Origin of the sequence: Peptoclostridium sp., from assembly GCF_009881055.1 — a bacterium.
Taxonomy (GTDB): domain Bacteria; phylum Bacillota; class Clostridia; order Peptostreptococcales; family Peptostreptococcaceae; genus Peptoclostridium_A.
On the sequence record NZ_WXFG01000004.1, the window covers coordinates 1 to 21,944 of the forward strand.

Here is a 21,944-nt window from a genome sequence, read left to right on the forward strand (position 1 = left end):
TGGCAAAATATTTAATTTAAGTAATAAAAAGCCTGGAAGGCTCATGTTTAAAAGCTTTCCAGGCAAGCATCCAATAGAACAATATATCTTTTTTAAGGAATCATACACATAATTATTGACAGACTCTATTTGTCGGATACTATTGTGCCGTCGAGAGCCACGGTAACTTCTCTGTAGGGCACTATCTTCTTGGAATTGAGTATGGCCTGCTTTACAGAGGACAGTATTCCGGAGCAGCAGGGAACCTCCATCCTTACAACGGTTATGCTCTTTATGTCGTTTATAGAGAATATCTCAGAGAGCTTGTCTTCGTAATATTTGTTGTCATCGAGCTTAGGGCAGCCTATGAGAGTCACTCTGCCCTTTATGAAATCGCTGTGGAAGCCTGCGTAAGCGTATGCTGTGCAGTCAGCAGCTATTAGCACATCGGCGCCGTTGAAATAGTCTGCTGCAGGGTTTACAAGCTTTATTTGTACAGGCCACTGTGAAAGCTGTGACTTTTGCTCTGAAGCAACCCTGGCTGAAGGTTCTGACGGCTTTGCAGCTGGAGCTGCCGGGGCGACAGTAAGTTTTTTGGCCATAGTTCCCGGACAGCCGCAAGGCATTGGCTTAACACCGGCTTCTGCTGCTTTTTTGGCCTGGAGCTCCTTTACGGCTTCGTCGTCATAGGGAGCCGCATCCCTTTCTATCATTGTTATTGCATTAGTAGGGCATGCTGGGAGGCAGTCACCAAGCCCGTCACAGTATTTGTCGTGTATGAGTCTGGCCTTGCCGTCAACCATCTGTATAGCTCCCTCGTGGCATGCAGAGGCGCAAAGCCCGCACCCGTTGCAAAGTTCCTCGTTTATGCTTATTATTTTTCTTTTCATATCAATATACCGTCCTTTCGATTATATGTTCATATATTGCACCATTACACTGTTATATAGATTCCCAAATTACATAGGCTAAAATTATATTTTAGTAGTTTCTGCTGACTTGATTTAATTATAATGGACAATGGGTATAAAAAAAGTAACTTTAGTTACAAAAATAAAAATTGGAGGAAATTATGGACAGGATGATTCCGCTGTATCTGTCAAAGAGCATGCTTTTTCGGGGGTTTTCTCCAGACGATGTCGAAAAAGCGATTTCGAAGTCGGATTACAGGTTGAAAAAATACTCCAAGGGCGAGCTCATAGCCATTGAAGGGCATGAATGCAGCAGCATAGGCATAGTCATGAGCGGTGACGTGGTTGTCCAGAAGGTCTACTTATCGGGCAAGGTTGTCAATTTGGCGAAGCTCTCAAGAGGGGACGTATTCGGCGAGGTGATTGTATTTTCAAACCAAAGGGAGTATCCAGCGACAATACTTTCGCAGAAAAGCTCCACAGTGCTCTTCATATCCAGGGAAAACATAATAACCCTGTGCAAGCAGGATGAGCGGTTCCTTGAAAATTTCATGACGCAGCTTTCAAACAAGATATTAATGCTCAACAGGAAGGTGGAGAATCTCTCGCTTAAGACAATAAGGCAGAAGATATGCAGATTCCTGATAGAGGAATACAAAAGGCAGAAGGCCTTGAAGCTCAAAATCACCACAAGCAGGAGGGACATGGCCGAAAACTTCGGCATACCCAGGCCGTCACTTTCAAGGGAACTAATCAACATGAGGGATGAAGGGCTGATTGATTTTGGCAAGGGCTATATAGAGGTCATGGACATAGAGGCAATAGAAGATTTTCTTTTCTAGTATGCATTTTACTGGTGTCGTTTTTGGGTAAAAGAACAACTAGCGGGAATTATTGAATATGGGGGTGTATTTATGATAGACATAAAAAAATGGGAGCTCAGGCCGGAGGATTTGAAAAGCGGTTGCGACCTTTCGGATTACAATTTCAATACAACAAAGGATCTGGATCCCCTTAGAGGAATAATTGGGCAAAACAGAGCTGCTGAAGCCATGAGCTTCGGATTGAACATAAAAAAGAAAGGCTACAACGTGTATGTGGCGGGGCTTAGCGGAACCGGCAGGACAAGCTACACCAAGTCACTCGTCCAGAAGGTTGCCACAGCCAAGAGGGAAAAGAGCATAAAGGATTGGGTGTATGTATACAACTTCAATTCCCCGGACGAGCCGATAGCTCTTTCTTTCAGCTCAGGCATAGGAAAGAACTTTAAAAAAGATGTGGAGCTGACTGTTGAAAAGCTTGTGGAAGAAGTGCCTAAGATTTTCTCTTCGAGGGAGTACGAGATCAGAAGTGCGGAAATTGTGCAAAGATATGAAAGGCTGAGCAAGAACATACTAATGGAGCTCAACGAATTTGCCAGGACAAAGGGCTTTGTATTCCAGCAGACAAACCAGGGGCTTTTCAGCATACCGCTAAGGCCAGACGGAACCCCTATGGCCGACGAGGAATACAAGAATCTGACGGAAGAGGACTACGAAATAATTAAGAAAAAATCGATACAGCTCAACAAGGAGATTAACGACTACCTCAACAGGATAAAAAGCCTAGAGGAGCAGTTCCGGGAAAGCCTGGATGAGCTGGACAGGAGGACGGGAGACAGCATAGCCAGCTTCTTTATGGAGGTGCTCGTAGAGGATTACGGCAAGGACGAGAAGGTGCTTTCATATCTGAATGACATGAAGCACGACATAATTGACAACATCAACAAGTTCAAGGAGCCAAAGAGCCAGGAGCTTGCGAATCCGTTCCTGATGATGCAGCAAAGGGACGACGGAAGATTCTTAATGAGGTATCAGGTGAACCTGTTCATAGACAACAGCGACAAGACGGATCTTCCTGTAGTCAACGAAATCAATCCGACCTACTACAACCTCACAGGTATGATAGAGTACAAGAACGAGATGGGCCTAATGACCACAAACTTCATGCAGCTCAAGCCCGGCGCCCTGCACAGGGCCAATGGAGGTTTCCTTATACTCGATGTCAAGGATTTGTTCTCTCATCCGTTCGCGTGGGAGGCTCTTAGAAGGGCACTCAGGACGGATTCCATAACAATGGAGACGCTCAACAAGCAGTACGGCTATATTGTCACATCGACTCTCAAGCCAGACCCTATAGAGCTTGATATAAAGGTAATACTGATTGGTGACTACATGACCTACAGCCTCCTTTACGCGTACGATGAGGAGTTCAGGAAGCAGTTCAGGATAATGGCCGATTTTGACGTGGAGTTCAAAAGAAACGAGGAGAACGTCATAAAGCTTGCCAGATTCATAAGGAGCCACTGCGAGGAAGTCGGGCTCAAGCATTTTGACAAGGGCGCCGTTGAGATGGTTGTGGAGTACAGCTCCAGGATTGCCGAGGACAAGCAGAAGCTAAGCGCCAGATTCAACCAGGTTGTAGAGATACTATACGAGGCAGAAGCCTACAGCGACGAGAATAATGAATACGTGACTGCGGCCGATGTAATGAAGGCCATAGAGGGCAAGAAATACAGAAACAGCAAGTACGAGGAGAAGCTCAACGAGCTCTTTGAGGAGGGCACGCTGCTAATAGACATAGACGGCGAGAAGATAGGCCAGATAAACGGACTTACGGTTATGGGAAGCGGAGAGTACAGCTTCGGCAAACCGGCAAGGATGACAGCCTCCACATACAAGGGCAAGGCGGGCATAATAAATATAGAAAGGGAGGTAAGGCACAGTGGCAGCATACACGATAAAGGCGTACTCATACTCAGCGGCTATTTGGGCGAAAAGTACGGCAAGGAAAAGCCTATATCCCTCACGACATCCATTACCTTCGAACAGACCTACTCGCACATAGACGGGGACAGCGCTTCGAGTACGGAGCTGTACGTAATAATCTCCAGCATAGCAGAAATACCGATAAAGCAGTATATAGCAGTCACAGGTTCCATAAGCCAGAAGGGCGAGATACAGCCAATAGGCGGTGTGAATGAAAAGATAGAGGGCTTCTTTGACGTTTGCAAGATTAAAGGTCTCACAGGCAGGCAGGGAGTCTTGATACCAAAGACAAATGTCAAGAACCTGATGCTTAGGCAGGATGTAATAGACGCAGTCAGAGAGGGCGTGTTCCACATATACTCAATAGAGCACGTGGACGAAGGACTAGAGATACTGACAGGACTTCCTATTGAAGAAATAGACGAGAGGGTTTCAAAGAGGCTCAGAGAGTCAGACGATGAGGAAGGAAAGGCTTGTGAAAAAGCCGCCGCAGAGGGAACGGTGCAGCAGGAGCCGGCTCCGCAGACGGGAATAGAGCAAGGCGGAGAGGATGAAGACGATAACAATGAAGAAGATGAAGACGAGAATGAGGAAAGAAAGCTTTAAGCAGGAAAGGTGACAAAAATAAATGGGACGGCCATCACGAGTCTGAAAAGCTTGACTCATGATAGCCGTCCCATTGTCATGTTGTTTTAGCGGAGTATAAGAATTGGTGCGGCAGAGTAATGGACAACCTTGTTTGTGACGCTGCCGAGAGTGAACCTTCTGGCGGCTCCCATGCCGTGCGTGCACATTATGATAAGGTCCAGATTTTCGAGCTCGCTCATTTCGAGTATTATGTCTGCGGCATGTCCAAAGCCTACGTATGTCCTGATTCTGGAATGGCTGAAGCCGTCAAGATATTTGAGCGCGTCCGAAAGCAGAGTGAGATTGATGGTGCCATATTCATGATGACTTATTTTTTCGGCTACAAAGTCTTCCGGTTTGATTTCAATGTAGGGCCTTTCAGGCGGAGTGGGCATGAAAGTCTTTTCTACAGTCACAATGATTAATTCGTATTCGGCCATGCCCTCCACGAATTTCTTGGCGTAATCCAGAGCTTTGTATGACGAAGTAGAGCCGTCAAACGGAAGGAGAATATTCACAGCGAGCCCTCCTTTGTTTTTTTTAGTCTTTTTTGCAAATTTCTATAATCCTGTCTTCGGTTACTATGATGTCAACTGTTGCATCGAATGAGTCGTGCGGCACTGAATCGTGAAGCTGAAGCTCGAAGGCCACTCCTACCTTGACTACGGACTCGTTATCTATTGACGCGAGGAACCTGTCATAGAAGCCTGCACCGTAGCCGACTCTGTAGCCGTACTTGTCGAAGGCCACGCCGGGCACTATTATAACGTCGAGCTCCTCCTTGTCAAACACTCTTACATATTCAGGCTTGGGCTCAAGAAGTCCGAACTTTGAAATTTGAAGCTCCTTGTCTGGATCCATAAGCTGAGAAGGTATCAGCTGCCTGCCTTTGAACACCGAAATGGGTATGACAACATTCTTGCCGTTTGAAAGGCAGTAGTCTATAAGCAGCCTCGTCTGCACTTCATTTCTAAAGTCTATATAGGTCATAATGCTCCTTGCGTTTTTGACGCTGTCGAGCGATATTAGCCTTTCAAATATTTTTTGAGACTTTAGTTTCACTTCATCGCCACTTTGGCTTTCCCTGTCTGAAATCGCTTTATTTCTGAACTCCGACTTGCTCATCATGATTATACCTCCGGAAATAATAGTGGTCTATGCAGTCTATACAGATTGAAGAATTGCATGTTTTACTGTTATAATAAAATTGTTGCCAATAAAACGATTTTAAAACACTATTTATCGAATTAATTCTATTTTCAAGGAAAACAGTTCAATATACAGAAAATTCTACATATATTATCAAATGGCGTCAAGCCAAAAGAACTTTTAGGAGTGGTAATATTGATTAAATTCGAAAACGTAAACATGGAATATAAGAATGGAAAAAAGGCGCTCATAGACGCCAACATAGAGATAGGCAAGGGCGAGTTTGTGTTCATCGTGGGCTCTTCAGGAGCCGGCAAATCGACATTCATAAAGCTCCTGCTCAAGGAACAGGAGCCCAGCAGCGGCAGCATAATCATCGACGGCCGTGAGACGACATCACTTTCAAAGCGAAAAATACCGATGCTAAGGAGAAACATGGGAGTAGTGTTCCAGGATTTCAGGCTGCTGCCAAACAAGACTGTATACGAGAACGTATCATTCGCCATGGAGATAACAGGCCATAGCGGCAAGGAGATAAGAAGAAAGGTCCCTTTCGTGCTCGGCATGGTTGGTCTTAGCTCTAAGTCCAAATCATATCCGGGAGAGCTCTCCGGAGGAGAGCAGCAGAGGGTAAGCATAGCCAGGGCCATAATTAACCAGCCTGCGCTCCTGATTGCGGACGAGCCTACAGGTAACCTGGATCCCCAGAACTCCTGGGAGATAATGAGACTTCTAAAGGACATCAACAGAAGGGGAACCACAGTGCTTATAGCAACTCACGCCAAGGAGCTGGTCGATGAGATGAGGCAAAGGGTAATAGAGCTCGATGGCGGCAGGATAGTAAGGGACGAAGAAAGGGGAAGTTACGAAAATGTTTAGCAGCATATTTTACAACATCAAGGAGGGCCTAAAGGGGATATGGAGAAACAGGCCTATGGCGCTGGCTTCGGTAAGCTCTGTGGCGGCATCCCTTTTCATACTGGGCATAATAATTATACTTGTGCTCAACATAAATTCGTTCACTATGACGATGCAAAGCAAGTTTGACAAGATGCAGGTGTATCTTGTGGACGGTCTGGACACCCAGGAGATTTATGACGTCAAGGAAGAGATTGAAGCCGTTGACGGCGTTGACGGAGTAGAATTCGAATCGAGCAAGGATGCGTTTGTAAAGCTGCAGCAGAGATGGGGCAAGGACGCATATCTGCTTGAGGGAATGGAAACCTCGCTTCAGAATTCATTCATAGTCAATCTCGAAAGCCTTGAATCGGCAGACGCTGTTTTTGCACAGCTCAAGTCTCTGGAGGGAGTAGAGGACATAAAGTACTACAAGGATGTAATAAACAAGCTTATAAAGATATCAGCATGGATAAGGAACATAGGCCTGGCGCTCATAGTGCTGCTTTCGTCGGTATCGCTTTTTGTCATATCGAACACAATAAAGATAGCTCTCTATGCAAGGCGCAGGGAGATAAACATAATGAAATATATCGGGGCTACCAACTGGTTTATAAGAGGACCTTTCCTGGTCGAGGGCATGGTGCTTGGAGGCCTTGGAGCACTTGGCTCTCTTGGCTTAATAAGCGTCTGCTACAAATACATCTACATCAAGCTAAACAGTAATTCCTACTGGGCGATGATGAGCAACGTACTGTCGCTGGACGATATATTCTCAAGCCTGGTTATAATATTCGCAGTTATGGGTGTAGGCATAGGTATGCTCGGAAGTCTCATATCACTCAAAAAGCATCTTGAGGTATAGGGAGGGAACGATTTGAGAAGGATAGCCATAGTCATTTCGATTATGCTTTTGATGTCTAGTATGACATCTTTTGGAGCTCAGGTTGACGATCTTAAAAAGAAGTTAAATGACACCAAGGGCAGCATGAAAAATGCGCAGCAGCAGCTGAATGCAAACAAGAAGGAGCAGGGCAAAGTCGCTGACAAGATAGAATCGCTCAACAACGAGATAAACAGGACAGAGCAGGAGATAGACAGGCTCTTTTCGCAGATAATGCAGACAAAGGGCGAGATAAGCATACAGCAAAAAGAGATGAAAAGACTGCAGGAGCTTATTGAAGCGCAAAAGGAGCTTCTCAAAAAAAGGCTCAGGGTCATGTATAAGACATCTGACATAGACTATATGGAGGTTCTCCTTAGCTCAACTGACATTAGCGAGTTCATGTCGAACCTGGACATGATAAAGCGAATAGCAGAGCATGACAAGGAGCTTATAGAGCAGTTCAAGAAGGACAGGGAGAAGGTTGAGAAGGTTAAGCAGGGGCTCGAGCAGAAGGAAAAAATGCTGGCTGACCTGCAGCGCAAGGCTGAATCAGAAAAGACTAAGCTCGCTGTCTCCAGGGGACAGCAGGTGGAATACAAGCAGGAGCTTGAACAGAGCGCTGAAGAGATTGAGGCAGAGATAGACAAGTTCAACGAATACGCAAGGAGCATACAGTCACAGATAGCAAAGCTCCAATCGTCTTCGGCGAGCTACGGAGGCGGAGCCATGGCATGGCCTTCAGCTGGGAGCACCAGGGTGACGTCGCCTTTTGGCTACAGGAACCATCCGATACTCAAAAAGCAGAAATTCCACAGCGGCATAGACATAGGTGCTCCTTCGGGCAGCAACGTGCTTGCCGCCAATGATGGAACAGTCATTTTCGCGGGCTGGCAGGGAGGATACGGCAATACGGTAATGATTGACCATGGCGGCAAGATAGTGACTCTCTATGGTCACAACTCGAGACTCCTTGTAGGAACAGGAGACAAGGTTACAAGAGGACAGGTTATTGCAAAGTGCGGCTCCACCGGACTTTCCACGGGCCCTCACATACACTTTGAAGTAAGAAAGAACGGAAGTCCAGTAGATCCAATGGGTTGGGTCAGATAGATAATGCAGCTGAAGCGCCCATCCATAATGAGGGGAGAAAATAATGATATCAAATAAGAAGGCAATAGTCGGAGCACTAGTCATAGCACTTGTAAGTTCGCTTTTGACACTCAACGTCGGGGCTTTGTTTGGAAAGATAGCTATAGTTCCAATGAACGAATACAAGCAGTACAAAGAGTTCGAAAAGATGTACTCACTCAAGAGCTCCATAGAGCAGGAATACTACAAGAATCCTAGCGAAAGCGCGCTTGTGGAGGGAGCAATAAAGGGCATGTTCGAAGGTCTAAATGACCCATACTCGACTTACATGACAAAAAAAGAGTTTGACGCGCTTTTGGAATACACCAAAGGAAGCTTCGGCGGCATAGGCGTATATGTGTCTGCCGAGGACGACGGCTTTATAACAATAGTCTCTCCTATTGAGGACACTCCTGGAGCCAGGGCAGGACTCAAGGCCGGAGACAAGATATTGAAGGTTGACGGCGAGAATGTAAGCTCCAAGGATATAGACAAGGCTGTCTCCAAGATGAAGGGCGAACCCGGGAGCAAGGTCACAATAACGATAGCAAGGGAAGGACAGCAGGAGCCTTTCGATGTACACATAACAAGAGAAGAGATAAGGATTCAGACGGTCAAGTCAGAAGTCAAGGAAGACGGAATAGGCTACATCAGGATTACTACATTCGATGAAAAGACAGCCGCAGATTTCAAGACCAATTTGAATGCCCTTAAATCCAAGGGAATCAAAGCTCTTGTGATAGACCTGCGCGACAATCCGGGCGGGCTGCTCGACCAGTGCCAGGAGATATCTGATGAGCTGCTGGGCAAGGGCACAATAGTGTACACAAGGGACAGAAGCGGAAGCGAGGAGTACCTCAAATCTGACGAGGAGAGGAAGCTGGGACTGCCTATTGCGGTGCTTGTAAACGGAGGCTCTGCATCGGCCTCAGAGATACTAAGCGGCGCAATAAAGGACAACAAGGCCGGCATACTTGTTGGAACAAAGACATACGGCAAGGGACTTGTACAGCAGGTGTTCCCGCTTGAGGACGGCTCAGGATACAAGCTTACGGTTTCGCAGTATTTCACTCCTAGTGGAGCATATATAAACAAGAAGGGCATACAGCCTGACATAGAGGAAAAGGACGAGACCAAGCAGCTTGACAGGGCGCTTGAATATCTGAAAAGCAAAATAAAGTAATCTCAAGGGGAGCGCAAAGGCGCTTCCTTTTTTGTTGCGCTCGGAAGTCCTTAGCGATATAATTTTATTTATAAGAACATTTGTTTGAGCGGACGGAGGTGCCGAATGGATTTCAAGATTGTTTCGGATTTCAAGCCCACGGGAGATCAGCCTGAGGCTATAGAAAAGATATCAAAGGGAATAGAAGACGGTGAGAAGTATTCCACCCTAATTGGAGCCACAGGCTCAGGCAAGACCTTCACAATGGCCAACATAATAGAGCGGGTTCAAAAGCCGACGCTTGTGATAGCCCACAACAAGACGCTGGCGGCACAGCTATACGGCGAGTTCAAGGAGTTCTTTCCTGAGAATGCGGTGGAGTATTTTGTGAGCTACTACGACTACTACCAGCCGGAGGCATACGTGGTACAGTCGGACATGTACATTGAAAAGGACTCCTCCATTAATGACGAAATTGACAAGCTGAGGCACTCGGCCACATCGGCCCTGTTTGAACGCAGAGACGTTATAATAGTGGCGTCTGTTTCGTGCATATATGGCCTTGGAGACCCCGAGGAGTACAGGGAGCAGATGATATCGCTCAGACCGGGCATGAACAGGGACAGGGACGAGGTCATTAGGAAGCTGGTTCAGATACAGTATGAAAGAAACGACATAAGCTTTACCAGGGGCACTTTCAGAGTCAGAGGAGATGTGCTGGAGGTATATCCGGCAGGCAGTGACGAGAAGGCTGTACGTATAGAATTTTTCGGAGATGAGATAGACCGGATAACTGAAATAAACTATCTAACAGGCGAGGTGCTGGGCAAGCGCAGTCACGTATCGATATTTCCGGCGTCGCACCACGTAACAAGCAGGCAGAAGCTCGAAAGGGCAATCGGAGCAATAGAAGAGGAACTCGAAGAGCGCATAAGCTACTTCACGGAACGCGGTATGCTGCTTGAGGCACAGAGGATAGAACAAAGGACCAGGTACGATATAGAGATGCTAAGAGAGATAGGCACCTGTAAGGGTATAGAAAACTACTCGAGGCACCTGACAGGAAGGAAGGAGGGCGAGCGTCCCTATACGCTCATGGACTTCTTCCCGGATGATTTTATGATAATTGCGGACGAGTCGCACGTAATGATGCCTCAGATAAGGGCTATGTACGGCGGTGACAGGGCGAGAAAGGCAGCGCTCGTTGACTATGGTTTCAGACTGCCGTCTGCTTATGATAACAGGCCTCTATCATTCGATGAATTCGAGAATATGGCCAGGCAGATGGTGTTTGTATCCGCCACTCCGGCGAGCTATGAGCTCGAAAGGTCAACTGTTAAGGCCCAGCAGATAATAAGGCCTACGGGACTCCTTGACCCACAGATTGAGATAAGGCCTACAAGCGGCCAGATAGACGACATCCTTCACGAAATAGACCTTAGGGTGAAGAAAGAGGAGCGGGTGCTAGTAACGACGCTCACCAAGAAGATGGCCGAGGATCTGACGGACTACATGAAGAGCGCGGGCGTAAAGGTGACCTACATGCATTCCGATGTGGATACATTGGAGCGAACTCAGATAATACATGACCTTAGAACAGGCAAGTACGACGTGCTTGTGGGCATAAACCTCCTCAGAGAGGGGCTGGACCTCCCGGAAGTGTCCCTTGTTACCATACTGGATGCAGACAAGGAAGGCTTCCTGAGGTCTGAAACCTCGCTCATACAGACAATAGGAAGGGCAGCCAGGCATGAGAACGGAAAGGTTATAATGTATGCCGACAAGATGACCGATTCCATGAAAAGGGCGATAGAGGAGACCTACAGGAGAAGGGGCATACAGGAAAGGTACAACCAGGAGCATGGAATAGTCCCAAGGAGCATCAAGAAGGGAATAAGGGACGTCATAGAGGCTACGAAGGCTGCTGAGGAGGAGCAGGAATATAATGCTGCGCAGCCGCTGGATGATGAAGCAATGCTAGAACAGCTAAGACTGCAGATGGCAGAAGCAGCAAAGCTGCTGGAGTTTGAGATTGCAGCCCAGCTCAGAGACAAGATAGCCGCCATAGAGAAGAAGATAAAAAGGAGATAATATGGACGAGAGAAAAATCATAATAAAGGGAGCAAAGGAGCACAATCTCAAGAACGTTGACCTCGAGATACCAAGAAACAAGCTGGTAGTGTTCACGGGACTTTCGGGCTCGGGAAAGTCATCTCTTGCTTTTGACACAATATACGCTGAAGGCCAGAGGCGCTACGTGGAGAGTCTCTCGGCGTATGCGAGGCAGTTTCTTGGACAGATGGAAAAGCCGGATGTCGAGTATATAGAAGGGCTCTCGCCTGCGATATCGATAGACCAGAAGACTACGTCGAAAAATCCAAGATCGACAGTGGGAACGGTAACAGAGATATACGACTACATGAGGCTTCTCTATGCGCGAATAGGTGAGCCGCACTGCCCGGTGTGCAAAAAGAAGATTAGCCAGATGACGATAGAGCAGATAGTAGACAAGTTAATGGAGCTTCCAGAGGGAACGAAGATACAGGTAATGGCCCCTGTAATACGCGGCAAGAAGGGAAGACATGAGAAGCTCATTGAAAGCATCAAAAAGGACGGGTTTGTAAGGATAAGAGTGAACGGAGAGGTGTACCAAGTAGACGATGAAATAGAGCTGGACAAGAACAAAAAGCATAGCATAGATGTAGTCGTTGACAGGCTGGTTGTAAAGCCGGGCATAGAAAGCAGGCTCTACGAATCGGCAGAGACGTCACTCAAGCTCGCAGACGGGCTTGTGCTAATTGACATCATAGACTCTCAGCCCCAAATGTTTTCAACCAGATTTGCATGCATAGAGCACGGTATAGGAATAGAGGAGCTTTCACCTAGGATGTTCTCTTTCAACTCCCCGTTTGGGGCCTGCCCAGATTGCAACGGGCTCGGTTCCCTCAAAAGTGTGGACCCTAAGCTGGTAGTTCCCAACGAGGATCTTACCATACGAGAAGGGGCTGTTGCGGCATGGGCATCAAGCGGCGCCGGTTCAGAGGATACCTACTACTTCAAGATGATAGACGGCTTGGCAAAAAATCACGGTCAGTCTCTGGATGTGCCGTTTAAAGAGCTCGATTCCGATTTTGTGGAAAAATTGCTCTATGGAGACGACAAGAATGTATCCTTCGAATATGAAAGTAAGTTCGGAGGCTACAGGACATACAGCGCGAGGTTCGAGGGGGTCATAAACAACCTCGAGAGGAGATATCGTGAGACAAATTCCGACTACATGAGGGAAAAAATTGAGGAGTATATGAGTGAAACTCCGTGCCAAAAGTGTGGCGGAACAAGGCTCAAGGAAGAGAGTCTCTCGGTGCTAATAGACGGCAGGAATATATCACAGCTGACCAGCATGTCGGTAAATGCTCTGTACGACTATCTGGAAAGCGCGCCGCTTACAGACAAGCAAAAATTCATTGGCAGAGACATACTCAAAGAGATAAAAGCCAGACTGAAATTTTTAAAGGACGTGGGACTCGAATACCTGACGCTTTCGAGGACTTCGGGAACGCTTTCTGGTGGAGAATCGCAGAGGATAAGGCTTGCAACGCAGATAGGAGCTTCGCTTATGGGGGTGCTTTATGTGCTTGACGAGCCCAGCATAGGACTTCACCAGAGGGACAACGACAGGCTGCTTGCTACTCTCAGGGACCTTACGGATCTTGGGAACACGCTCATAGTCGTGGAGCACGATGAGGACACAATTCACGCGGCGGATTACATCGTTGACATAGGTCCGGGTGCAGGAGTTCACGGGGGCGAGATTGTAGCCGCTGGAACAATAGAAGACATAATGGCCTGTGAAAGGTCGATAACAGGACAATACCTCAGTGGAAAAAGGGCTATACCAGTCCCGCAGAGCAGAAGGCAGCCGGGAGATAAGTCGATAACAATCAAAGGTGCGAGGGAAAACAACCTCAAGGACATAGATGTCGACATACCCCTTGGCGTGTTCACTTGCGTCACTGGCGTCTCTGGTTCGGGGAAAAGCTCGCTCATAAACGAGATACTCTTCAAGGGCGTAGCTGCAAAGACTCAGAGGCTCAAGGCAAGGCCGGGAGACCACGATTCAATAGCTGGGCTTGAGCACATTGACAAGGTCATAGACATAGACCAGTCGCCTATAGGGAGAACGCCACGGTCGAATCCGGCCACCTACACGGGTGTATTCGACAGCATACGTGACGTATTTGCATCCACGCAGGAATCCAAGGCAAGAGGCTACGGCAAGGGCAGGTTCAGCTTCAATATCAAAGGTGGAAGATGCGAAGCCTGCAAAGGTGACGGCATAATAAAAATCGAAATGCACTTCCTGCCGGATGTATATATTCCGTGTGAGATCTGCAAGGGCAGCAGATACAATAGGGAGACGATTCAGGTCAAGTACAAGGGCAAGAGCATAGCCGACGTGCTAGACATGAACGTCGAGGAAGCGCTTGAATTCTTCTCGAGCATACCGTCGATAAGTAGAAAGATGCAAACGTTGATGGACGTGGGACTCGGCTATATCAAGCTGGGACAGCCGTCCACGCAACTCTCCGGCGGAGAGGCGCAAAGGATAAAGCTCGCCACAGAGCTCAGCAAGAGATCAACAGGAAAGACGCTCTACATCCTTGATGAGCCTACAACTGGCTTGCACATGGCAGATGTCGACAGGCTGATAGACATGCTCCAAAAGCTCGTGGATGCAGGCAATAGTGTGCTCGTAATAGAGCACAACCTGGACGTAATAAAGACTGCCGACCACATAATAGACCTAGGACCTGACGGAGGAGACAAGGGAGGCTATATAATAGGGCAGGGAACACCCGAGGAAATTGCAAAAAACAAAAAATCATACACGGGAGCATTCCTCAAAAAGCTCTTGTAAAATAATGCTCTTGTAAAATAAAGAAGTCGCCTTAAAGCTTAAGGCGACTTTTTACACGACTTTAGTTATGAAGCTTGATATGATGTACATTACCATCAAAAGTGAAACACATGCCGATATTCCTTTGAGCTCTGAAAAATCATTAATTCGCCGCGGGACCGACTTGTCGCTACTAGACATAGCTAAAAACCACACTCCTTAGATGTAATAATAGCTCAGGCTATTATATCTCATTATACCACATAAAGGAGTTTATAAACACATACTTCTACAGAAACATCCTCGTTACCCTTTCTAGTATTCCGTTCAAATGGGCAATGGCAACTCCGTAGTTTGTTATAGGCACGCTCTGCGACTGGGCCTTGAGTGTCCGTGTAAGCATCTGCTTCCTGTTGAACATGCAGGCGCCGCAGTGGAGTATTAGAGCGTACTGCTTAAGATCTTCTCCAAAATCCACACCGGCCTTGTGAACGATGTCAAGGTCGACGCCTGTTTTCTCTCTGAGCCATCTTGGCAGCTTTTCCTTGCCAATGTCGCCTTCGAGGGCATGGTGGGTGCAGGCCTCTGCTATGAGCACCTTGTCGCCCGCCTTGAGGGTGTCTATAGCCCGGGCTCCGCTAACGAGCATCTCGAGGTCGCCCTTGTATCTTGCCATTAGTATTGAAAAGGAAGTCAAGGGAACCTCATCAGGTATAATTTTGCTTACGCTTGCAAATATCTGCGAGTCGGTTATTACAAGGTCGGGTTTTCGCCCGAGGCAGGCCAGGACATCTTCAAGCTCGCTGCCTTTTACTGTCACAGTCATGGCGTCATGGTCGAGCAGGTCCCTTATGGTCTGAACCTGTGGCAGTATTAGCCTTCCCTTGGGAGCCTGTATGTCCTGAGGAGCAACAAGCAGCACCAGAGCCTTTGGTGGGAGTATGTCACCCACAATCGACTCGCGTTCGTAGTCCGAAGGAGCATTTATCTGTATGGCTCTTTTGAGTATATCTATATTTTCGCCAAGCTTTGAGCTGACCTTGACAAAGGGTATGCCAAGTTCCTTTTCATATTTGAATATATCCACGTCAGCCAGGTCAATCTTGTTTACAACCCCTATGACAGGGAGATTGCGTCTGGACAGTTCCTCGTGTATGCCTTTTTCAAAGGAAAAGTCAGTTTCGGCAGCATCGAAAACCAGCAGAGCAAGGTCTGTCTTGTCCATTATCTCGTGGGTCTTCTTGATTCTGAGCTTTCCGACATCCCCGACATCGTCAAGACCCGCTGTGTCTATTATCATGACAGGACCTAGCGGAAGAAGCTCCATGGCCTTGTATACCGGGTCGGTTGTTGTACCGGCGTGGTCAGAGACGAGCGCCATGTCCTGGCCTGTGAGAGCGTTTATCAGGCTTGACTTGCCGGCGTTTCGCTTGCCGAATATTGCTATATGGAGTCTGTTAGCTTTAGGAGTGCTTTGCATTTGTATCTCCCTTCCCCATTATTAGAATCTCAGGTCTCTTTCTCCTGCTTTGAGTCTTTCTAGGTATCTCTTTGCTGCGTCCTTTGCTGCCGGATTAGGAATGTCCTCGATTGATTTTTCGATAAGTGCTTCGCCAAGCTCTATTAGCTCTTCGTCAGCATAGTCAAGCAGGTATTCCTTGAATGTGAGCAGTGCATTTGGCAGGCATACGTTGTGTATCTGGCCTGATTTTGCAAGGGGCATGAAGCGTTCGCCCGTTCTGCCTTCCCTGTAGCATGCGGTGCAGTAGCTTGGGATGTAGCCGTCCTTGCAGAGGTCCTTCAGCACTTCTGCTGGTGATCTGTGGTCTCCAACCTCGAACTGAGGAGTATCCCTCTTTCCGTCATCAGAATATTCTTCCCTGTAGCCGCCAACACCTGTGCAAGAGCCGGCACTTATCTGTGATATTCCAAGATCCATGGCTTCTTTCCTGAAGGCCGCAGTTTCTCTTGTTGAAAGTATCATGCCAGTGTATGGTACTGAAAGCCTTAGTACGGCGATTATTTTCTTGAAGTCATTGTCGGAAACCATATGAGGGTAGTCCTCGATGCTCATTCCTGCAGCAGGCTTAAGTCTTGGCACTGATACTGTGTGAGGGCCCACTCCGTAAGTCGAGTCAAGGTGCTCGGCATGCATTATCATTGCTATTGTGTCATATACGTGATCGTAAAGTCCGTAAAGAACACCTACTCCTACATCCTCAACTCCTCCCTGCATGGCCCTGTCCATAGCAGTAGTATGCCAGTTGTAGTCATGCTTAGGTCCCTGCGGATGAAGCCTTTCGTATGTCGGCTTGTGGTATGTCTCCTGGAAGAGAGTATAAGTTCCTATCTCAGCCTCCATGAGCTTTCTGTAGTTTTCAACTGTTGTAGCTGCAATGTTTATGTTGATTCTTCTTATGGCTCCGTTGTCGAATTTTAGTGAGTATATCTTCTTGATGCTGTCAAGGACGTAGTCAAGAGGACAGTTTACATCATCCTCGCCCGCCTCGAGTACTATTCTTTTGTGGCCGAGTGATTCTAGTATTCTTACCTCTTCCTCGATCTCATCCATGCTGAGCTTTCTTCTTTGAAGCTGGCAGTTTTTGTGGCTGTAGCCGCAGTATGCGCAGTTGTTTACGCAGTAGTTGCTGACATACAGAGGAGCAAAAAGCACTATTCTTTTTCCATATATAGTCTCTTTGATGTGTTTTGCAGTCTTGAACATATCATCTAGTATTTCAGGATCAGTCACATTTAGAAGCACAGCTGCTTCTTTGTGTGTAAGGCCTTTGGCTTCTTTCGCCTTTTTAAGAAGCTCATCAACATAAGTCTTGTCCTTTGACATCTCTTTTCCAAAATCCATGGATTCTCTTATTTCCGAATCTACTATGAATTCTTCGGCCTTGAACTCTTTAAATTCTTTCATCATTATAAATTCCTCCCATACTAAAGTTAACTGCATATGAATTGTAAACTTGCTTTTTTTAACTCCTTACATTAAGCCTTATGCTCAACAGCATCGCCTCTGGTGTCTGAAACGTAGCGCCCGAAGCTTTCAATGTAGGTTTCCACCTCGTGGCGTTCTTCGAGGAGGCTTTTTTCATTTTTTAGAGGTTTTGGATATATGTCGTAAAGCCTTCTGTATTTGTGGGGCTCTATTTTTCTCATTATAACGTTTGCCCCAGCGTTAAATGCGTTTGTGCCTGTAGATACTTCAAGAGCCGTGGTTGTGGGAAGGTGTGGGCGCTTTAAGAGTATCCTTGTCAGGGCTACAGCCTTGAGCGTAAGCAGGCTGCTTCCCGTCTGCGCATCCCTCAGTTCTGTGCTGGGGTGAGGGATGAAAGGCCCTATTCCGGCCATTTCAATATCAAGCTCCTTGAGCAGGAGTATGTCCTTTGCTATTGTCTCCAGGGTCTGGCCGGGAAGTCCTATCATAAAGCCGCTTCCAGTTTGATATCCAAGCTCTTTGAGCCATTGGAGGCACTGCAGCCGCGTATTGAAGCTCGAGTGAGGGTGGAGCCTGTCGTAAATTTTCTCGTCGGCTGTCTCGTGCTTTAAAAGATATCTGTCGGCGCCATCCTTGATCCACTGGGCGTATTCGCTGTATTCCCTCTCGCCGGCGCTAAGTGTTATAGCTATGTCGCCGATTTTCTTTATTTCCTTTACGATGTAGGATATCATATCGGCTGTGTAGTATGGGTCCTCCCCGGACTGAAGTACGAGGCTTCTGTAGCCGACTTCGTATGCCTGTCTTGCATTTTCGATTATTTCGTCGGGTTCCATCCGGTATCTTTCAACGGAGTTGTTTTGCACCTGCAGGCCGCAGTAGAGGCAGCCGCAGCGACAGTAGTTGGAGAATTCTATTATGCCGCGCAGGTGGACCTCATTTCCGAAATACTGCTTTCTTATTTCGTTGGCTCTTTCAAAGAGATATTCGTCTTCAGAAGAACCGAGAATGGTAACCAGTTGTTCCTGAGTTGCACTTGAAGTCTCTGTTATTAGGTCTATAATAGCCCTTGTATCCATAAGCGCCTCCTGTCCGGAAATAAACAATAAAAAAAGCTTTCTCCAAGGAGAAAGCCGAGTATGTAAATCATCACTCTGCACATGATACATTTTTCACAAAAGCGCATAGGCGTCAATGTGGATGGCATCATGATACAGAAAAATCATACTTTATGCGACTTCCCCTTTTGCTCGGAAAATCCTTGCAATCAGGTATTCTTTTTAGAAAGGTCTCCCGGGCTGTCATCGCCAAACCGGCAGAGCTTGTTTTTGTGATTAATGAAATTATACAAAAAAAGATATGACGTGTCTACAATTTTATCAAAAATTTATCAAATACGAACAAGCAAAAAAATGTTGATTTATGGACATATAAGGCTGACAATATAAGTATAAATTAATTATGTAAAGCAAAAGGGTGATATACATGGAACTTGAAAAGAGAATTGGGGCAGTGGCCATAATAATTGAAAACAAGGACAGCGTGCAAAGAGCCAATGCAATACTAAGCGAATATTCAGATGTGATAGTAGGCAGGATGGGGATACCATATAAGGAAAAGCACGTCAATGTAATATCGATAATAGTGGACGGGACGACAGACGAGATAGGCGCAATGGCGGGCAAGCTGGGCAAGCTTGAAGGCGTCATGGTGAAAAGTGCCCTTACTAAAAAATAGAAAAAGCGTTGCAAGAGGTGTGGCGGATGTTCGACATAAAAAAACAGCTTTCCATGCTTCCGGATTCTCCGGGAGTATACATCATGAAGGATTCAGCGGGACACATAATATATATAGGCAAGGCCAAGTCGCTCAAAAACAGGGTGAGGCAGTATTTTGGCTCGCACGGAAAGAGCAGCCCCAAGGTCGAGGCCATGGTGGGCAACATAAGTGAATTCGAGTATATCATGACGGATTCAGAACTCGAGGCTCTCATACTCGAGTGCAACCTCATAAAAAAGCACAGGCCTAAATACAATATAATATTCCGCGACGACAAGACATATCCTTTCATAAAGGTGAGCGTCAACGAGGAATACCCAAGGGTGCTGAAGGTTAGGAGCATGAGAGATGACGGAGCGAAGTATTTCGGTCCTTACACAAGCGAAGGAGCCGTCAACGATGTAATAAGCCTCATAAGGAGGATATATCCCATAAGGAAGTGCAAGAACGACATAAAACGCATGATCCAGCGAGGAGATCGGCCCTGCCTCAACTATGACATAGGCAAATGCACCGGGCCCTGCAGGGGAATAGATGCAAAAGAGCAATACATGCAGATGATAGACGAGATAGTCATGTTCCTGTCGGGGAAGAGCGAGGCGCTCATAGAATCCATAGAGGAGCAGATGCAGGCTGCTGCGGAAAGGCTCGATTTTGAAAAGGCGGCATACTTCCGTGACAAGATTGGCAGCATAAGGATACTGACACAGAGGCAGAAGATAGTGTCGAAGAGCTCGGTGGACCAGGATTTCATTGCAACCTATTTCTATGAGGGCAATGCATGCATACAGGTGTTTTTCGTGAGAGAAGGCAGAATAATGGGCAGGGAGCACTTCATTGTGGAGGATGTCCTTGAGGCGCAAAAGGGGGAGGTTCTCTCCTCCTTCATCAAGCACTTCTACTCCTACCAGGGCTTCATTCCAAGGGAGCTATTGCTAGAGAGCGAGACGGGCGAGGATGAGGTGCTGGAAAGCTGGCTAGAGGGAATAAGGGGGCAGAAGGTCCACATAAAGGTCCCACAAAAAGGCGAAAAGCGTGAAATGATTGAAATGGTAAAGAAAAATGCCAGGGAATCTGCTGAAAAGTTCTCGAATATAAGCAAACTCAAGGATTCAAGTGAATTGCTGGATGATCTGAAAAGACTATTGGGGCTCGATAAAACACCAAAAAGAATAGAGGCGTTTGACATATCCAACATACAGGGTGTGGATTCAGTCGGATCCATGGTCGTATTCACCCAAGGGAGAAAAGATGCCAAGGAGTACAGGCGCTTCAGGATAAAGACGGTACAAGGGGCTGACGACTACTCGTCACTCTACGAGATAGTCTTAAGGCGGCTCAAAAAGTGGAGCGTCCGCCCGGAGCTCATGCTAATCGACGGAGGAAAAGGACAGGTGGGAGCTGTCAGCAGGCTGCTGCTGGAGCTTGGAGAGGATATCCCTGTGTGGGGGATGTACAAGGACGACAAGCACAGGACGAAGGGACTTGTCAGCCTCGAAAGAGAAATAGAGCTCAAGCGTTCATCACAGCTCTACAGGTTCATATGCGCCATACAGGATGAAGCGCACAGATTTGCAATTGACTATCACAGATCTCTAAGGCACAGCAAGCTTAAAAAGTCAGTGCTCGACGAGATAGCCGGAGTAGGAGAAAAACGAAAGCTGCTGCTGATCTCACACTTCAAGTCGGTAGAGAATATTAGAAATGCCAAGCTTGAGGATTTGAAGACGGTTTCAGGGATAAGTCCGGAGGTTGCCGAGAGGATATATATGTTTTTCAGGGAGGGGAAACAAATTGGTAGAGGATAAAAAAGTAAGCGTAAGCAGGTTCATAGAAGAGCTCGAGCTGGAGGTTGTTCACAAGGGTGAGGATACCGACTATGAAATAATTTTATCAGACATCAACAGGCCTGCGCTTCAGTTTGCAGGCTTCTTTGAGCATTTTGCATACGACAGGGTTCAGGTCATAGGCAAGGGGGAGCACGACTATTTCAGCACTCTGGACAGGGACACCAGGCTAAGGCGCCTGGAGAAGCTGTTTTCCTACGAGATTCCAGTGCTCGTGCTTGCCAGGGGACTGGATTTCAGCGACGATACCATCAATATGGCGAAAAAGTACAACAGGATAATAATAAGGTCACAAATGTCTACGACGAAATTCATAAACAAGGCTTCAGGCTACCTCAGCGAGAGGCTGGCACCTTCAAAAACAGTCCACGGTGTGCTCGTTGACATATACGGCATAGGCGTGCTGCTGATTGGCAAAAGCGGTGTTGGGAAGTCCGAGACAGCGCTTGAGCTTGTAAAGCGGGGCCACAGGCTTGTGGCGGATGATGCGGTTGAAATCAGGAGGATAGAGGATGATATGCTTGTAGGTGAGGCGCCCGATATTTTAAAGTACCTCATGGAGATAAGAGGAGTTGGAATACTCGACATCAAAAACCTTTATGGTGTGGGAGCCATAAGGACAAACAAGGTTGTGGAGATGATAGCGGAGCTCGAATACTGGGAGGAAGGCAAGTATTACGACAGGCTGGGAATTGATGAGGAGTATATGACGCTGCTTGATGTGCCGGTTGAAAAGATTGTGATACCTGTAAAACCAGGAAGGAACCTTGCTATGATAATAGAGGTTGCAGCCAAAAATTACAGGCAGAAAAACATGGGCTATAATGCAGCAAAAATATTCAACGAAAAACTGCTAAAAAAGCTCAGTGACTGATATGAATAAACGAGTAATACTGATGAATAAATATTACCGTCAATCAGACTAGAA

18 protein-coding genes are annotated in these 21,944 nt (G+C 46.9%); 11 read left to right on the forward strand and 7 right to left on the reverse strand.

What is annotated here, in order from left to right:
* Positions 1-125: 125 nt before the first annotated feature.
* Complete coding sequence (locus GT589_RS00435; RefSeq protein WP_293394293.1) at positions 126-869, reverse strand: ATP-binding protein; 744 nt, start codon at positions 867-869, stop codon at positions 126-128.
* 182 nt (positions 870-1,051) lie between these two features.
* Here GT589_RS00435 and GT589_RS00440 point away from each other — a divergent pair, with 182 nt between their 5' ends.
* Entirely contained in the window at positions 1,052-1,732 is a 681-nt protein-coding gene (locus tag GT589_RS00440; RefSeq protein WP_293394296.1) for a Crp/Fnr family transcriptional regulator, read from the forward strand.
* 72 nt (positions 1,733-1,804) lie between these two features.
* Positions 1,805-4,303 (forward strand): Lon protease family protein, encoded by a 2,499-nt coding sequence (locus GT589_RS00445; RefSeq protein ID WP_293394299.1) that lies wholly within the window; start codon positions 1,805-1,807, stop codon positions 4,301-4,303.
* Between the two features lie 86 nt (positions 4,304-4,389).
* Here the strand turns inward: GT589_RS00445 and GT589_RS00450 are convergent, their stop codons facing one another.
* Together GT589_RS00450 and GT589_RS00455 are read right to left on the reverse strand one after the other, a co-directional pair.
* A complete protein-coding gene (locus GT589_RS00450; RefSeq protein WP_293394302.1) occupies positions 4,390-4,842 on the reverse strand; it encodes a universal stress protein in 453 nt (150 codons plus the stop codon).
* Between the two features lie 22 nt (positions 4,843-4,864).
* Positions 4,865-5,452, reverse strand: coding sequence for a 5-formyltetrahydrofolate cyclo-ligase (locus tag GT589_RS00455; RefSeq protein WP_293394305.1), 588 nt, complete (start codon positions 5,450-5,452; stop codon positions 4,865-4,867).
* A gap of 207 nt (positions 5,453-5,659) precedes the next feature.
* Here GT589_RS00455 and ftsE point away from each other — a divergent pair, with 207 nt between their 5' ends.
* The 6 genes from ftsE to uvrA all read left to right on the forward strand — a co-directional run bounded on the left by ftsE (position 5,660) and on the right by uvrA (position 14,464).
* Complete coding sequence (gene ftsE / locus GT589_RS00460; protein ID WP_442952070.1) at positions 5,660-6,352, forward strand: cell division ATP-binding protein FtsE; 693 nt, start codon at positions 5,660-5,662, stop codon at positions 6,350-6,352.
* Complete coding sequence (gene ftsX, locus GT589_RS00465; protein WP_293394310.1) at positions 6,345-7,235, forward strand: permease-like cell division protein FtsX; 891 nt, start codon at positions 6,345-6,347, stop codon at positions 7,233-7,235. The genes ftsE and ftsX overlap by 8 nt, the downstream gene beginning before the upstream one ends.
* 12 nt (positions 7,236-7,247) lie before the next feature.
* On the forward strand, positions 7,248-8,366 hold the full coding sequence (locus tag GT589_RS00470) for a murein hydrolase activator EnvC family protein (protein ID WP_293394313.1): 1,119 nt from the start codon (positions 7,248-7,250) through the stop codon (positions 8,364-8,366).
* Between the two features lie 43 nt (positions 8,367-8,409).
* The gene (locus GT589_RS00475; RefSeq protein ID WP_293394316.1) at positions 8,410-9,567 is read left to right on the forward strand and encodes a S41 family peptidase; all 1,158 of its coding nucleotides are present in this window, start codon (positions 8,410-8,412) and stop codon (positions 9,565-9,567) included.
* A gap of 105 nt (positions 9,568-9,672) precedes the next feature.
* On the forward strand, positions 9,673-11,637 hold the full coding sequence (gene uvrB, locus GT589_RS00480) for an excinuclease ABC subunit UvrB (RefSeq protein ID WP_293394318.1): 1,965 nt from the start codon (positions 9,673-9,675) through the stop codon (positions 11,635-11,637).
* A 1-nt stretch (position 11,638) separates the two neighbouring features.
* On the forward strand, positions 11,639-14,464 hold the full coding sequence (uvrA, locus tag GT589_RS00485) for an excinuclease ABC subunit UvrA (RefSeq protein ID WP_293394321.1): 2,826 nt from the start codon (positions 11,639-11,641) through the stop codon (positions 14,462-14,464).
* A gap of 51 nt (positions 14,465-14,515) precedes the next feature.
* Here the strand turns inward: uvrA and GT589_RS00490 are convergent, their stop codons facing one another.
* From GT589_RS00490 to hydE, 4 genes are all read right to left on the reverse strand, one after another.
* Positions 14,516-14,644, reverse strand: coding sequence for a hypothetical protein (locus tag GT589_RS00490; RefSeq protein WP_293394324.1), 129 nt, complete (start codon positions 14,642-14,644; stop codon positions 14,516-14,518).
* A gap of 88 nt (positions 14,645-14,732) precedes the next feature.
* Entirely contained in the window at positions 14,733-15,923 is a 1,191-nt protein-coding gene (gene hydF, locus GT589_RS00495) for a [FeFe] hydrogenase H-cluster maturation GTPase HydF (protein WP_293394327.1), read from the reverse strand.
* A gap of 21 nt (positions 15,924-15,944) precedes the next feature.
* On the reverse strand, positions 15,945-17,369 hold the full coding sequence (hydG, locus tag GT589_RS00500) for a [FeFe] hydrogenase H-cluster radical SAM maturase HydG (protein WP_442952071.1): 1,425 nt from the start codon (positions 17,367-17,369) through the stop codon (positions 15,945-15,947).
* A gap of 71 nt (positions 17,370-17,440) precedes the next feature.
* On the reverse strand, positions 17,441-18,469 hold the full coding sequence (hydE, locus tag GT589_RS00505; protein WP_293394333.1) for a [FeFe] hydrogenase H-cluster radical SAM maturase HydE: 1,029 nt from the start codon (positions 18,467-18,469) through the stop codon (positions 17,441-17,443).
* A 406-nt stretch (positions 18,470-18,875) separates the two neighbouring features.
* Between hydE and GT589_RS00510 the strand changes: the two genes are divergently transcribed.
* Genes GT589_RS00510 through hprK form a run of 3 tightly spaced genes read left to right on the forward strand, consistent with a single transcriptional unit; the run spans position 18,876 to position 21,890 of the window.
* On the forward strand, positions 18,876-19,127 hold the full coding sequence (locus GT589_RS00510) for a TM1266 family iron-only hydrogenase system putative regulator (protein ID WP_293394336.1): 252 nt from the start codon (positions 18,876-18,878) through the stop codon (positions 19,125-19,127).
* A 26-nt stretch (positions 19,128-19,153) separates the two neighbouring features.
* On the forward strand, positions 19,154-20,977 hold the full coding sequence (uvrC, locus tag GT589_RS00515; protein WP_293394339.1) for an excinuclease ABC subunit UvrC: 1,824 nt from the start codon (positions 19,154-19,156) through the stop codon (positions 20,975-20,977).
* Positions 20,964-21,890, forward strand: coding sequence for an HPr(Ser) kinase/phosphatase (gene hprK, locus GT589_RS00520; RefSeq protein WP_293394342.1), 927 nt, complete (start codon positions 20,964-20,966; stop codon positions 21,888-21,890). Before uvrC ends, hprK begins: the two co-directional genes overlap by 14 nt.
* Positions 21,891-21,944: the final 54 nt, after the last annotated feature.